This window comes from Alkalibaculum bacchi, from assembly GCF_937875145.1.
Classification (GTDB): domain Bacteria; phylum Bacillota; class Clostridia; order Eubacteriales; family Alkalibacteraceae; genus Alkalibaculum; species Alkalibaculum bacchi_A.
In genome coordinates, this window is record NZ_CALNCS010000248.1 from 1 (window position 1) to 14,395 (window position 14,395).

13 protein-coding genes and 1 CRISPR repeat array are annotated in these 14,395 nt (G+C 27.8%); of the genes, 9 read left to right on the forward strand and 4 right to left on the reverse strand.

The window, feature by feature from the left end:
- Positions 1–463: 463 nt before the first annotated feature.
- The 4 genes from Q7P22_RS15070 to Q7P22_RS14140 form a co-directional block, all read right to left on the reverse strand.
- On the reverse strand, positions 464–1,078 hold the full coding sequence (locus tag Q7P22_RS15070) for an ABC-2 transporter permease (protein ID WP_369695546.1): 615 nt from the start codon (positions 1,076–1,078) through the stop codon (positions 464–466).
- A gap of 20 nt (positions 1,079–1,098) precedes the next feature.
- Positions 1,099–1,959, reverse strand: coding sequence for an ABC transporter ATP-binding protein (locus Q7P22_RS14130; RefSeq protein ID WP_303865031.1), 861 nt, complete (start codon positions 1,957–1,959; stop codon positions 1,099–1,101).
- Between the two features lie 290 nt (positions 1,960–2,249).
- Positions 2,250–2,456: a helix-turn-helix transcriptional regulator gene (locus tag Q7P22_RS14135; protein ID WP_303865032.1), complete on the reverse strand. Its 207-nt coding sequence runs from the start codon at positions 2,454–2,456 to the stop codon at positions 2,250–2,252.
- Between the two features lie 21 nt (positions 2,457–2,477).
- Entirely contained in the window at positions 2,478–2,807 is a 330-nt protein-coding gene (locus Q7P22_RS14140) for a DUF6442 family protein (protein WP_303865033.1), read from the reverse strand.
- A gap of 192 nt (positions 2,808–2,999) precedes the next feature.
- Between Q7P22_RS14140 and Q7P22_RS14145 the strand changes: the two genes are divergently transcribed.
- The 9 genes from Q7P22_RS14145 to cas2 all read left to right on the forward strand — a co-directional run bounded on the left by Q7P22_RS14145 (position 3,000) and on the right by cas2 (position 12,401).
- Positions 3,000–3,191, forward strand: coding sequence for a hypothetical protein (locus Q7P22_RS14145; protein ID WP_303865034.1), 192 nt, complete (start codon positions 3,000–3,002; stop codon positions 3,189–3,191).
- Between the two features lie 653 nt (positions 3,192–3,844).
- Positions 3,845–4,528, forward strand: a complete 684-nt coding sequence (locus Q7P22_RS14150; protein WP_303865035.1) for a CRISPR-associated endoribonuclease Cas6 — start codon at positions 3,845–3,847, stop codon at positions 4,526–4,528.
- Positions 4,529–4,552: 24 nt separating this feature from the next.
- Positions 4,553–6,343 carry a hypothetical protein gene (locus tag Q7P22_RS14155; RefSeq protein WP_303865036.1) on the forward strand — a complete coding sequence of 597 codons (1,791 nt, stop codon included), beginning with the start codon at positions 4,553–4,555 and terminating at the stop codon, positions 6,341–6,343.
- Positions 6,333–7,262 carry a type I CRISPR-associated protein Cas7 gene (locus Q7P22_RS14160; protein ID WP_303865037.1) on the forward strand — a complete coding sequence of 310 codons (930 nt, stop codon included), beginning with the start codon at positions 6,333–6,335 and terminating at the stop codon, positions 7,260–7,262. The genes Q7P22_RS14155 and Q7P22_RS14160 overlap by 11 nt, the downstream gene beginning before the upstream one ends.
- 22 nt (positions 7,263–7,284) lie before the next feature.
- Positions 7,285–8,013 carry a type I-B CRISPR-associated protein Cas5b gene (gene cas5b / locus Q7P22_RS14165; protein ID WP_303865038.1) on the forward strand — a complete coding sequence of 243 codons (729 nt, stop codon included), beginning with the start codon at positions 7,285–7,287 and terminating at the stop codon, positions 8,011–8,013.
- Positions 8,014–8,072: 59 nt separating this feature from the next.
- Positions 8,073–10,592, forward strand: a complete 2,520-nt coding sequence (gene cas3, locus Q7P22_RS14170) for a CRISPR-associated helicase Cas3' (protein WP_303865039.1) — start codon at positions 8,073–8,075, stop codon at positions 10,590–10,592.
- On the forward strand, positions 10,586–11,080 hold the full coding sequence (cas4, locus tag Q7P22_RS14175; protein WP_303865040.1) for a CRISPR-associated protein Cas4: 495 nt from the start codon (positions 10,586–10,588) through the stop codon (positions 11,078–11,080). The genes cas3 and cas4 overlap by 7 nt, the downstream gene beginning before the upstream one ends.
- A 38-nt stretch (positions 11,081–11,118) precedes the next feature.
- Positions 11,119–12,120 (forward strand): type I-B CRISPR-associated endonuclease Cas1b, encoded by a 1,002-nt coding sequence (gene cas1b / locus Q7P22_RS14180; protein WP_303865041.1) that lies wholly within the window; start codon positions 11,119–11,121, stop codon positions 12,118–12,120.
- Positions 12,117–12,401 carry a CRISPR-associated endonuclease Cas2 gene (gene cas2 / locus Q7P22_RS14185; protein ID WP_303865042.1) on the forward strand — a complete coding sequence of 95 codons (285 nt, stop codon included), beginning with the start codon at positions 12,117–12,119 and terminating at the stop codon, positions 12,399–12,401. The genes cas1b and cas2 overlap by 4 nt, the downstream gene beginning before the upstream one ends.
- 319 nt (positions 12,402–12,720) lie before the next feature.
- A CRISPR array of direct repeats spans positions 12,721–14,342; the repeat unit is 30 nt; unit sequence CTTGAACAGAAACAAGGATTGTATTTAAAT.
- Positions 14,343–14,395 lie beyond the last annotated feature (53 nt).

Sequence of the window (14,395 nt, forward strand, 5' to 3'; positions counted from 1 at the left end):
GTATTATCTCATAGATGGGACTTTATTTGTAGGTGTGCTGTATTTGATGGATACGTCTCAACTTCTTCTAAACAAGGAGTTACATAAAAATCTTCATCTTAAGGCAATCAAACCAGATGATGTAACTCTTACTTCAGCATTATTAAGATAAAATAGTTATAGCACAGGTAGACATTTCACTGTATAGAACTTAGTCTTACACTAAGGCACGTGGAATTTAGTCTCGCACACTATTTTCAGATGCCTGTTTGCTATGCAGTAAAACTATGTTTTTTGTGCTAATACAGACATTATAAGATAAAAAAGAGTTTTGTTAAGTTAAAAAGCAGACGTTAATTATGCAGAAAATAAGGAGTTATGAAAAACCAGAAGTTAGTTTTTCATTCAACCTTAAAGTATGTTGTAAGGCACTATGTTATTAAGCGCTTACGTTATATGTTCTTCAAAGTATGTACAACTACCATTAACACTTTCTATTTTTAAAAAACATTATAGAAATAAAAATAAGTAGACTCTCAATAATAATAAATAATAAAAAACTAGAAAATATCAGCAATTTTGGATTATTTAATAAAAAACTAAAATCTATTTTTTGTATTGTTAAGTATAATACTATGCCTATAATTATATTGAATATTATAAAAAAAGATGTAATGTTGATGTTAGTAATATAAATACTCGAAATACTTATTGATGACATTACATTCATAAGTATAAAACTAAAATACAAACATAATAAATATAATTCTATATCAGATCCATATAAAAAATAATCAGCTAAACAAAGAATTGATAGTATTGAAAGTAACACTATTGAAATTATAAAAAAACTAACGAAGTTACTTAATATAAAATTCTTTCTTTTTATTGGCATTGAAAGTATTCGCTTTAGAAAATCATTAGATGTTGTCTCTTGTAAAATTTGCACTGGTAACATAGAGGTGCTTAAGGGGAATATAATTAATCCAATTATATATAAACATATGCCTGGAGGTAAATTAAAATATATAAATATTATGCTAGCTAAAAATATTAATATATCAACATGCTTTAAATTTTTGATTTTAAAAATGCTCATGTTTTGGTATATTATTGCTTTCAAAAACAATCATCTCCTTTAATAAAAATGTGGATAAAATCTTCGAGAGACAGTTTATTATTTATGTTTTCAGAAGGTTTTCTCTTTTCTACCAAAACCTTAATGTCATATGGAGTTCTAATAAATTTGATTACCTCAAATTTTAACTTATCAATCTTTGTCAAATCATCTACAATTAAAATTTCGTATTTTTTATAAATCATTTTTTTATTTTCATCAAATATGATGGCTCCATTCTTAATTAATATAATTCGTGTACAAATTCTTTCGATATCGCCTATTATATGAGACGATAAGAATGCAGCAGATTTATTTTTTATAACATTACATTCTAAGAGGTTAAGAATATCTTTTCTTGAAAAAGGATCTAATCCAGATGTAGCTTCATCTAAAAAAAATATATCAGGATTTATAGAAAACCCTATTGCAAAATTCAATTTAACTTTCATTCCGTGAGAAAAATTAGAAATTCTTCTATTATGTGGTAATTCGAATAAATTATAATAATAATCAAATACATTTTCACTAAATGAATTATACATTAACTTAAAAAATGTTTTTATATTGGAATATTCAAAAAACTCTATTAGCAGAGGAGTATCAAATATGGTATATATTTTTTGTTTATATGATATTTCATTTGCTTTAATATCTTTATTCTCCCAATATACAGTACCTTTTGATGAATTCGTTATGTTTAATAATGTTTTAATTAAAGTAGATTTCCCTGCTCCATTTTCCCCAATCAATCCTATTATGTCTCCTCTATTAATATTGAAATTAATATTCTGCAAGTTAAAGTCTAGGAAGTCTTTATTTATATTATTTACTTTTAGTAGGTTTTTGCTTTGATTATTCACTCTTTAATCGCCTCCTAGTTGTTTTTGTAGTAAATATCAAATTATATATTATCTAAAGGATATCTTGTGTGACGATTATCGTACATTTGGGAAAAGTCACACAAGATATATTTAATAGATCATTAATTGTGCAATTTCATATTTTCTTAAATTCTTTATCTCATTTTTTATTGCAAACAACATCATTGCAATATGCATATCTAATCTTACTTTATGGATCTCTTATAATACTACTTTATATTGTTAATCTTATTTATTATGATACGTTATTATAATAAATAACTTTTCTGTTATTCAAAGTAAAACAAATCTTCGAACTTTTTATCTAAAGCAATGCATAAAATTAACGCTAGTTTGGCTGTAGGATTAAATTGTCCTGTTTCAATAGAACTAATTGTATTTCTGGATACTCCAATAAGATCGGCTAATTTTTGTTGAGACAATCCTAATTTAGTGCGCTGTTCTTTTAAATTGTTTTTTAGTATAAGTTTTTGCATTGTACCACATTCCTCATTGAATCATAATATTGTTTTAAAACTTGCAATGAATAATAAAAACATAGCTAAAGAGACAACTATACAAATCATTTTATATTTTGTCTCATTAGTGAACTTAAATTTCATATAAGAATTTGAAGACAAAAAACAAAAATACATTGAAGAGAGTCCATAATTAAAATCTAACGATTTTCCATAAAAATATTTAGTAAAAAAATTACCTATAATTAATATGCAAAAAATCACAAGCATATAATAGAATCCTCTTTTTATTCCTAATAAATTAGTATACTCCTCTCCTTCATCAAAATTTTCCATTCTACTTCTCTCTAATACACTTCTTTTATTCATATTCTAACCTCCTTGATTAACTATATATTATCATTGCCAAGTTTTATTGTCAATGCTTATTATTAATCAATAATATTCCTTCCGAAATTGCCAAGTTTTATTGTTGACAAGCTTTATGTGCAAGTGTATAATCGAATTAACAAGTTTTGTTGGCAAATTTAAACTTTGAATTATATTATAAGGAGCATATTGATGAAGAGATTTATAATAACGGCTATAATAGGAAGTTCGCGTGAGGAAGAATCTATTTCTAAAAGTATCGCTAAAAAGTTTTTAAAAAAATTCGAAAGCAATTTTACAGAAGTTGATATTGATTTCAAGGAGTATTCATTAATTGGAAATATTCAACTATGTACTGGTTGTATGCTTTGTTTCATCAAATAGGGACACATTTCAAGAGTTTGCTATTTTAATAAATTCTCGTACCACTTTTGGAGGATAGTGAGAGAAGCATGATAACCAATTAGATCTACTTTGTACCTTGATGGCCTTATTATATAAAAAAAAGGCAAAAAAAGATATGTCAAAAATACTATGTGTTTAATGAAAAATTAGTTAGTGGTAAGTTGATATGTAAAAGTAAATGTAGAACAAAACGCAAAGTTCATAAAAAGATCCGTAGTTTCGGATGTTTTATATGACTTTGCGTTTTTTATTGTTATAATGTGCTCAAATTTACTTTAGTACAATTCTTGTATCAGTAAAAGAAGTAGTTAGATATATCAACATTATTTAATCTACATTTAAATACATTTCATGTAGCACTAAGATAACAATAATGAAGATGAATGTCAATAAATAAATTTAAATGTTATAATAGAAGAAAGTCGTGATTAAAATATTGAAAAATGATTGACAAAAACAATTTTGGATACTAAACTAAAATAAAGTTCGCAGTCAAACATAATTTAATCTACTGAGTAATTAAACTTAATAATAAAAAATTTATATGGACTTTATACTATAGTTGAAATATATGATATTCATAATATTTTATAAATATCTATATATAAACAAGAGAGAAGGGAGGAAATTATATGTACTATGAATTGGTCATAACAATATTATTGAAAGATAACATTCACCTAGAAAATAGCTACGAATTTCTATCTACATTTTTAAATAAAGGAATGCTACAAGATGAAAAATTAAAAGAGTTGCACCAAGAAAATAAGTTCAAATTTTACAGCTATTCAAATCTTCAACCACTTGAAAGAGATAAAATATATAAGGAAGGAAGGATATATTATTTCAATCTTAGAAGTATTGATATAAGTTTTCTAGGAAGAATGAAAAGAGCAATCACTTATAAAAATCCGTATTGCAAAGTTATTTCAAGTGAAATCAAGACATGTAAACCTAAATATATATCAAAAATTGTTTCATTATCCCCTGCCGTTTCGACAATAGACAGTGGACGATATTGGGTTAAAGAAGATGGATTAGATTTAATTATGAGTCGTATTTGTTCGAACGGAAATAAAAAATATGAATCTTATTATGGAAAAGAAGTAGACAAAAATCATATCTTCGTAGAGAGTATTGTTCAGTTAAACAATTTTGCTATTAAGATTCCTTACAAAAATACCTTTTTACTTGGAAATAAATTTGAAATTGGCATTAAGAGTGATGAATTATCCCAAGCTATTGCAAAAATCGTACTGGGAACCAATTTATTAGAGAAGGGCTCAATAGGTTGCGGTTACTGCCTTTATAAATAAGAATAAGAGAGGAGGTAATTATTTGTGATTAATGATTTACTTCGGATTTTTCGAGGAGTAGAAGACATCGACAAAGTAGTCTCTGATAATTATATTATGAAAAATGGATTATATATGAAGGTAGAGTTCAACGGATCTATTACTTGCCTACTAATAAAAAATGATAGTATTATTGAAAACGACTTATATTTGTGGTTTAAAAAAGTAGATTATTATAGCCAATTAATCGACATGAATAAAGCTGTAGATACAGCGAAGAAGATACACAGCAACAATATCTATTCGTTTTTTGTAAAATGTAACATTCTGCCCGAAGTAGGAGATTCATTATCTGATAATCTTGAAAAGAATAAGAAGTTGCTGTCCTTTGAACAAGTTATAGAGGCTATTAATCGATATTATGACGCTTTACTTGAAAATAAAAAGGACAAAGTCGTGAATGAACTCTTGAAATCTGTGAATTTAGACGATATCAATATACATACATCAAATAATAATAGACAATTTTTAATTGATAACTTAGATGCTATAATTAATAGGATTAAGAAAATGGGTCTTGAAGAAAAGAACTTCTCTAACAAAGAATATATTAAAATATTTTTTGATGCCCCTATAGAAGAGTATATTAAAGAGTATAAGAGATATACAATTCCTAAAATTTTTAATAGCAATAAGTACAATATAATTGATAACGGTAAAGTGATGGGCTTAAGTAACGATAATATGGGCATGAATGATAAAAAGCCTTACCTGGAATTAAAATCTACGAAGTTTAAGGTACCTTTTCGTCTTACTTTAGAAGGAGCACTTGAAAGTAAAAAAATGTTTGATTGGCTTAATGCATTAAGCCATGATGGCAAACCTATCAATGTATTAAATATCCCATATGATTATAATTTTGATAGAGATTTAAGTGAGTGTAATGGCAGAAAAAGTTTATATATTTACAAAGAGCAGGAAAATGGTAAGACTGTTTTAAAAGATTTTGATTATATTCCATCAGAAATTAAATTGGAACAGCCATTTGAATACAAAAACTATCTGCAGATTAATAATTTTGAAGAAAAGGTAATTACCAATATTAAAGCATTGGAACAAATAGTAGATGAAATTTTCTACAATAATGAACTTAGGTGCAATTATTTTAGAGATGATTTAAAACCAAAGAAAAATGTAATAAGTTCGAGGTTTATCGATATCTTATTTGTGTCAAAGGAAGCTATGAGAAGTTATTTTCATAAAGGACAAGAATTAAGTTTAAAAGCTTGTCTTAAAAATATAACACTAGAGCTGATTTTAGACAAGATAATAGGTAAAGAAAAAATAAATTGGCGAGAGATAGCAACAGGTATTAATCTTAGATTCAATCTTTTAAGATATTTTAAAATAGGGGGGTATGAAGGGATGGGAGACAAAGTTATTAATTTGTACAATGGTCTCAGAGAAAAATTAAAATCAGCAGATCTGGTATCTATCGAAAGTAATGAAGAATATTATTTTGCAGTAGGGCAGTTGGCAAGGTATATTCTTGCACAAAGTGCTGGCGCTAATCCAAAGCATGATCTCTTAGAAGGGTTTATGAGGGCGAAAAATCCTAAGAGAATGAAGGATACTTTATTGGTTGCATATGAACATTACAGTCATGCAATACCTCTTAATTATAAGAGATTCAACTCATTATTAGCAATTGTTTTAGGATATGAAGTAGATGATAAAATTGATCAGGCAATATTCCTGGCTGGTGCAAGCTATGAAAATCTTCTTTTTGAAAAGAAAGATAAGAAAAGTGAGGAGGTAAAATCAAATGAAATTTAATAAGAGAGTATACGGTGTAGTTGGTATCAAAAGTATTATGTCTAACTGGAATGCAGATTTTACTGGGAGACCAAAGACTATTACAACAGGAGAAATTTTTGGTAGTGATAAAGCATTTAAATACCCAATAAAAAAATACTGGGAAAATCAGGGCGAAAAGATACTGTATATGAAGTCTTATCAGATAAATAAGGACAAGCTGCAACCCAAACAATTAAGTGAACGCTATCAAGAAATATTTGGTACAGCCATAAATGATAAAACGCCATCAAAAGAGGTTCTGAGTAATCTGTTTTCAGCAATAGATGTGTTGAATTTTGGGGCTACCTTTGCAGAAAAAAAACAAAACATAAGTATTACAGGCGCAGTACAGATAGGACAAGGGTTTAATAAATATAAAGATGTAGAAATTGAAACGCAAGATATTCTTTCTCCATTTAGAAATTCTACAAAAGAAGATGCAGATGCATCATCTTTGGGTAAAAAAATCGTTGTAGATGAAGCGCACTATATGTATCCTTTTTCAATAAACCCTAAGAATTATGATGTATTTAAAGATGTAATAGATAATTTTGAAGGATATACTGAGGATGCTTATAAAAAATTTAAGAAGGGATGCTTAGTTGCAGCCACAGGATTTAATACCAATAGTAAATCTGGAAGTGAAAATGAATTTGCTATATTTATTGAGGTAAAAGAAGAAGAACAGTTATATTTAGCTAATCTAGATTCCTACATATCTTTTATTAAGAATACAGGCGACAAGGATATCATCGATATAACTGAGTTAAAAGAAATGTTAAGAAAAATCGAAGATAAAATTCACAATATTGAAATTTATTACAATACGCATACGGTTCAGATAGATACGACGGGATTAAAATGTAATGCATACGATATCTTTGATGAAGTTAAATAGGCCATGGAAAGGGCTGATATAGTTGGATATAAGGGCTATTAAATTTAGACTCTCAGGACGCAGTGCAATGTTTAAAAAACCTGATGTGAATAGCTACGCATATTTTACCTATAATAATATTCACAAAGTAGCACTATTAGGACTATTAGGAGCGATTATAGGACTAAAGGGGTATACACATCAAACATCAGATTATCCTGAATTCTATGAAAAACTATCTAGCTTAAAAGTTGCAATAGTTCCTGATTTAGAGAAGAAGGGTATATTCTCAAAGAAAATACAAAATTTTAACAATAGTGTTGGATATGCATCTAGTGAACAAGGTGGTAATCTAATTGTTCGAGAGCAATGGTTAGAAGATCCTCAATGGGATATATACATCCTTGAAGATTCAAGCGAAGATTATAATAAAATTAAGAGAAATCTTCAAGAAGGTAAGACAGAGTATATTCCATACCTAGGTAAGAATGATCATCCTGCAGTGATTGATGATGTTGCAGAAGTACGCTTACATAGAGAGGACACGAACTTCATTGACTCACTAGTTGTAACTGACAAGATAGTTTTAGGTAATAAAACGAAAAAAACTAGAGAAGTCTCTTATATATTTAAAGAGGTTGTACCTACTGGAATGAATAAGGACTTTAATTTTTATGAATATAAACAATCTTGTTTGACTAATCTTGATTATATAGGTTTAGTAGATGGCTTTGTATATTCACATGAGAATTATAATCTATTCTTCTTTTAACAACAAGAGGTCGTTAACAGGACGACCTCTTATTTAGATTCAATAAATGAGGTGAATTCATGTATTTGAAATATGAGAATTATATTAAAGGAGATAGTATTCTATTTGCTCATACTCAAAACGGTAAATCAAAAGAAACATTATTAGAGCATATGGAAACCACAAAAAAATATTTTGAAAAAATTAATGAAGAAAAGAATATTAAGGGAATAATTAAAGAAATTATAGATTGTATACAATGTGAGCAATTAGATGATGAGTTTATGCTTACCAAGGAAGAAAAAGAATTTATATTTACAATGTTTATAAATGCAATTTACTTACATGATCTTGGAAAGATAAATCCATACTTTCAAAAGAAAAAGATGAATAATTTTGAAAGCTTAACGGACACAAGTGGCAATACAGAGCATTCTATTATTTCAGCATTAGTCTTTCTCGATATTTTCATTGACCAAGTACAGGAAAAGGATCTAAGGCCGATTATCGATATTTTTGCATATAGTTTTGCTTACCAAATAGCAAGGCATCATTCAAATTTAAAAAATCTAGTTGAAGATGAATTTTTATCATCTCTATCTACGCATAGAAACAATAAATACTTCGTGCATTATAGGAGAGAGTTAGATGTAGATAGATTGGTGAATATAGAAAGTATTTTTAACGATCGAGAGCGAATGTATGAAATTTATCAAATTAAAGAAAAAAATTTTTATATTTTAAATAAGCTACTATATTCACTAATCGTTTCTTGTGATTATTATGCAACTCATGATTATATGAATAGTCATGAAGTTTCCATGGAAGGCATAAGAAATATTAAGGAGCTTAGAAAATCTTATGAGTCTTCAGATATTGCACAGAAAATTAGAGCAAGTGAAAAAGGAGATATTGTTTTAGAAGAAAATGATATTAATAAATTACGTACCGAAATATTTTTAGAAGCCGAGAGAAATATTATCCGCGAAAAAGATAAATCTATTTTTTATTTAGAAGCACCAACTGGTAGTGGTAAAACCAACACTTCTATTAATTTAGCACTAAAATTATTGGAAGAAAACCAAGAATTGAAGAATATATTTTATATATTTCCATTTAATACTTTAATTGATCAAACAGCGGAGAATTTTAAATACTTTGTAGATGGTAAGGACTATATAAAGGTCAATTCTATTACTCCAATTATTCCTTCAAAAGATAGTAAAAACTATGAAAATTATGAAGGAATGTTAGATTATGAAAAGGCATACTTGGATTATCAATTCATGCATTATCCAATTGTATTGACTTCTCATGTTAATCTATTTACAAGTTTATTTGGTATAGGCAGGGAATCAAATCTTTTACTTCATAGAATGTGCAATAGTGTCATTATATTAGATGAAATTCAGGCATATCGGAACAGCATATGGAGACCAATTATTGAAATGCTTGAATCTTATGCTTCATTATTACACATTAAAATAGTCATCATGTCTGCAACCCTTCCTAGACTGGATTGGCTTTTAGAAGATAAAAGAGAGATTAAAGAAGTTGCAACATTGATAACAAATAGCAGAAAATATATTCAACATCCATTGTTTAGAGGTAGAGTTAAAATATCTTATGAGTTATTGGAGAAGGGCAAAATAGACCTTGATTTCCTAGTGGAAAAAATAGTAGATGTTCATAATAATAATAGAGATAAAAAAATATTAGTGGAATTTATTAAGAAAAGTACTGCAATAGAATTCTATAAGAAAATAAAAGACAAGCTAATAGAGAATAACAATACAGATATTGACGGGTTATTACTTGAAATAAATGGAGACGATAATAAACATAGGAGAAATAAAATAATCGAGAAAATCAAAAATAGTAAACCGTCAATTGTAATTGCAACACAGGTAATAGAGGCTGGAGTCGACATAGATATGGATATTGGATTTAAAGATATTTCTGTATTTGATTCTGAAGAGCAATTTTTAGGACGAATTAATAGATCTTGTAAACGACTAGGGAAGGCATACTTTTTTGATTATGATAACCCAGCTGATGTATACAGAAAAGATTTACGCCTACTTGCTTCTCTAAAGGATATAGAAATGCAGGAAACATTAATTACGAAAAGTTTTGACGAATACTTTAATATTGTTTTAGAAAAATTAAAAGAAAAGAGTAAAGAATATAATGAGAATAATATCTTAACTCTTTATGAAGATGCGCTATATCTTAGATATGAAAAAGTAGAATCGAAATTGCAGTTAATAAATGATATTAGTATCCAAATATTTGTTAATGTGGATATAAAGATAGATGATCGATTATACATTGGCTCTGAAGTATGGAAAAAATATAAAAAACTATTGTCTGATAGGACGATGTCCTATGCTCAAAGAAAAATTGCATTGTCTCAGCATTACGAAATCATGGATTACTTTACATATAATATAATAATAAATAAAACGAATCAATTAGCAATTAAAAATGGAGAAGAAATAGGTGGCATTATTTATTTCAACGAGAGTGACCATTTTATTATCGATGGAAAGTTAGATAGGTCAAAATTTTATGAATATAATCAGGATATGATATGGTAGAGATAACAGGCACAGTAATGAACTATTTTTTTCATTGCCATAGGCAGTGTTGGTTGTTTTATAATCGAATTAATTTAGAAGACAATTCAGAAGACGTTCATATTGGGAAAATTCTTCATGAAATAAAGAGTAAAGGAAAGAACACGGAAATAGTTGTTGATAGTGTTAAGTTGGATAAAATTACGGATGAGTATGTAATTGAATTGAAGAAATCAGATGCGGATTTGGAAGCAGCTAAAATGCAACTGGCATATTATTTATTTATTTTGTCCAGAAAGGGCATCGATCGTGTTGGCAAGTTACAGGTAATTGAAAAAAATAAGCAGGAGAAGACAATTCATATAGTAATTCTTAACGATGAAATGATCCAAAAAATTGAGAAGGTATTAAGTGAAATAAAACTACTACTAACAAAAGAAAATCCACCTGAGCCAGTGGTGAAAAAGGGATGCAAAAAATGCGCATATTATGAATACTGTTTTTTGTAAATAAAATAGGCTGAATAATTACTCTAGGAGGAGATATTTTGAAGGAAGAAACAAGATATATTTTTTCTAAGGGAGATTTAATGCAAAAAGACTTATCTATTGTGTTTAAGAACGAAAAAGGAAACAATTATTTACCAATAAAAGATATCAGAGAGTTGTATTGTATGAACGATATTACTTTAACAACTAAATTTCTAAGTTTATTATCAAAGGCTAGAATTGTAGTGCATTTTTTTGATTATTATGGCCATTATGTAGGAACATTTTATCCAAAAGAAAACTTACTAAGTGGAAAACTTCTACTTAAACAGGCTGAAAAATATAATTCGGATCGATTATATATAGCAAAAGCAATTGTATTAGGAATTTCAAAAAACATTCATAGTCTTCTCTATCATTATTATCGTCATGATAAAAAAGAGTTAAAGCCGTTTCTTGATTGGTTGAAAGTGGACGTACCTAAGCAACTTAATAAAGCGACAAAGATTAATATGATATTAATGATAGAAGGAAACATATGGTTACAGTTCTATCAGAGTTTTTCATGTTTTTTGCCAAACGATTTTATAATGAATAAGAGAGTGAGAAGACCACCTGATAACCCTATCAATGCTTTGATTTCATTTGGAAATACCCTTTTGTATACAAAGACAATTACTCAAATTTACCATACTCATTTAAATCAAACAATTTCTTATTTACATGCCCCTAGCGAGGGAAGATTCTCTTTAAGTCTTGATCTAAGTGAGGTTTTTAAGCCAGCTATCGTTTTTAGAACGATATTTGATTGTATCAATAATAGAAAGATAACAGTAGAAAAGCATTTTATTAAAGAATTAAACTATTGTGTATTAAATGAAGAAGGAAGAAAGATATTTGTTAGGGCATTTGAAAATAGAATGAATAATGTTTTTATGCATAATAAGTTAAAGAGAAATATTACATATAAGCAAGCTATAAAAATTGATGGATATAAATTAATTAAGTATATACTAGAAGATAAGGAGTTTATTCCATTTTCCATGGAGAATATGCAATGAAAAAAATTAATTATAATTATGTTTTTTTATTCTATGATATTGGTGAAAAAAGAGTGAATAAGGTGTTTAAAATATGTAAGAAATATTTAACGCATCACCAAAAATCTGTATTTAGAGGACATATAACTCCATCAAAAATTATTGCACTGAAAAATGAATTGAGTAAAGTTATAAATAAAGATGAGGATTTTGTATCAATAATAAAATTGTTGAATCAAAGTAGCTTTGATGAGGAGACGATAGGTACTGATATTAAAAAGGCAGAAGATTTAATATTATAATTTTCTAAGTAGATATTTATATAAGAATTATTGGATGATTTATAAATAAAGGGTTTTAAAAGATGTTGAAATTAAGAAATAATATGGAGATTAACATTACAAAAATAGAAGATTTGATACTATAGTTTTCCAAGTATGTATTTAAATAAGAATGATAAAATGCTTATAAATAAAGAATCTTAGAAGAAATTTAAATAAGAATAATAAAAATAGTCTGCTTGGAAAAAATATTTCGGTATACGCTAAACATCTTGAAATATATCGTTTGTAGATAATTTAGATGATATACTATAATAGAGAAAAGCTTATAAAAGCTGGCCTTGAACAGAAACAAGGATTGTATTTAAATAATCACCTACTTACATAAAAGACGATGTAAAACTCCCTTGAACAGAAACAAGGATTGTATTTAAATGCAGATACGACCAAAGCAATACACATTGACCATATCCTTGAACAGAAACAAGGATTGTATTTAAATTATAATAGAGTCATACGCATCAATAGTCCTAAATTCACTTGAACAGAAACAAGGATTGTATTTAAATAGCTGTTTATGATGCGTTCTTTGAACAAGTCATAGTACTTGAACAGAAACAAGGATTGTATTTAAATGGCAAGAAAAGCGGGTTCATGGTATTACTTAGAAGACTTGAACAGAAACAAGGATTGTATTTAAATCATTTAAAAAGGCTTTTAGTAATGCTAGTTTTGTGACTTGAACAGAAACAAGGATTGTATTTAAATCCTTTACTATCTGTATCTGGGATCATATCAAGCCAATCTTGAACAGAAACAAGGATTGTATTTAAATATTTCTAAATCTCTATAAGTCAAACTATTATAATGACTTGAACAGAAACAAGGATTGTATTTAAATATGAAAAAGAGTTTAACCATTTTCTAGACTTATTGTTCTTGAACAGAAACAAGGATTGTATTTAAATCAGATGATGACGGAGTAGGCACGCCTTTATTAAATCCTTGAACAGAAACAAGGATTGTATTTAAATAGTGTTGATTTAACATGGACACCGTGGGAAGAAGTACTTGAACAGAAACAAGGATTGTATTTAAATCTGCCTTTGACATCTAAAAAACTATTCAAGTCATTTACTTGAACAGAAACAAGGATTGTATTTAAATAGAGTTTTACTTTCCTCTCTCATAGCATCTATAGCTCTTGAACAGAAACAAGGATTGTATTTAAATCTATGAGTGGGGAACGATTTCGTGATAAAGCGAATACTTGAACAGAAACAAGGATTGTATTTAAATTGATTTTGATTTAGATAGAATTGCATTACCTTTATCCTTGAACAGAAACAAGGATTGTATTTAAATATACTCAAACAAATGGTTCTATGCTTTTGTAACAAAGCTTGAACAGAAACAAGGATTGTATTTAAATTACTCTCCCTCATAATAAATTGGCAAACCGAATGGCACTTGAACAGAAACAAGGATTGTATTTAAATGTGGGGGACAAAACCCATCAGAAAATTTACATTCTACTTGAACAGAAACAAGGATTGTATTTAAATTTGCCTTTAACATCTAAAAAACTATTCAGATTATTCTTGAACAGAAACAAGGATTGTATTTAAATAATCTATGAATTAATGTATAAAAACGGATTATCAATCTTGAACAGAAACAAGGATTGTATTTAAATAAAATGAAAAAGACGTGTAACAACTGCGAATGTTGTACTTGAACAGAAACAAGGATTGTATTTAAATCAATATTGCGATAGTATATCTTTTGTTATCTGCACTCCTTGAACAGAAACAAGGATTGTATTTAAATATCGTAACTGCTTTTCTATTAACTCATTTATTCCTGCTTGAACAGAAACAAGGATTGTATTTAAATCGCTCTGATATCTCTGTATTTATCGACATCATCAGTCTTGAACAGAAACAAGGATTGTATTTAAATAACTCAACTTTCCCAGCTTAAATTCGCAAACATTGCCTGAATAAATAAGGCTT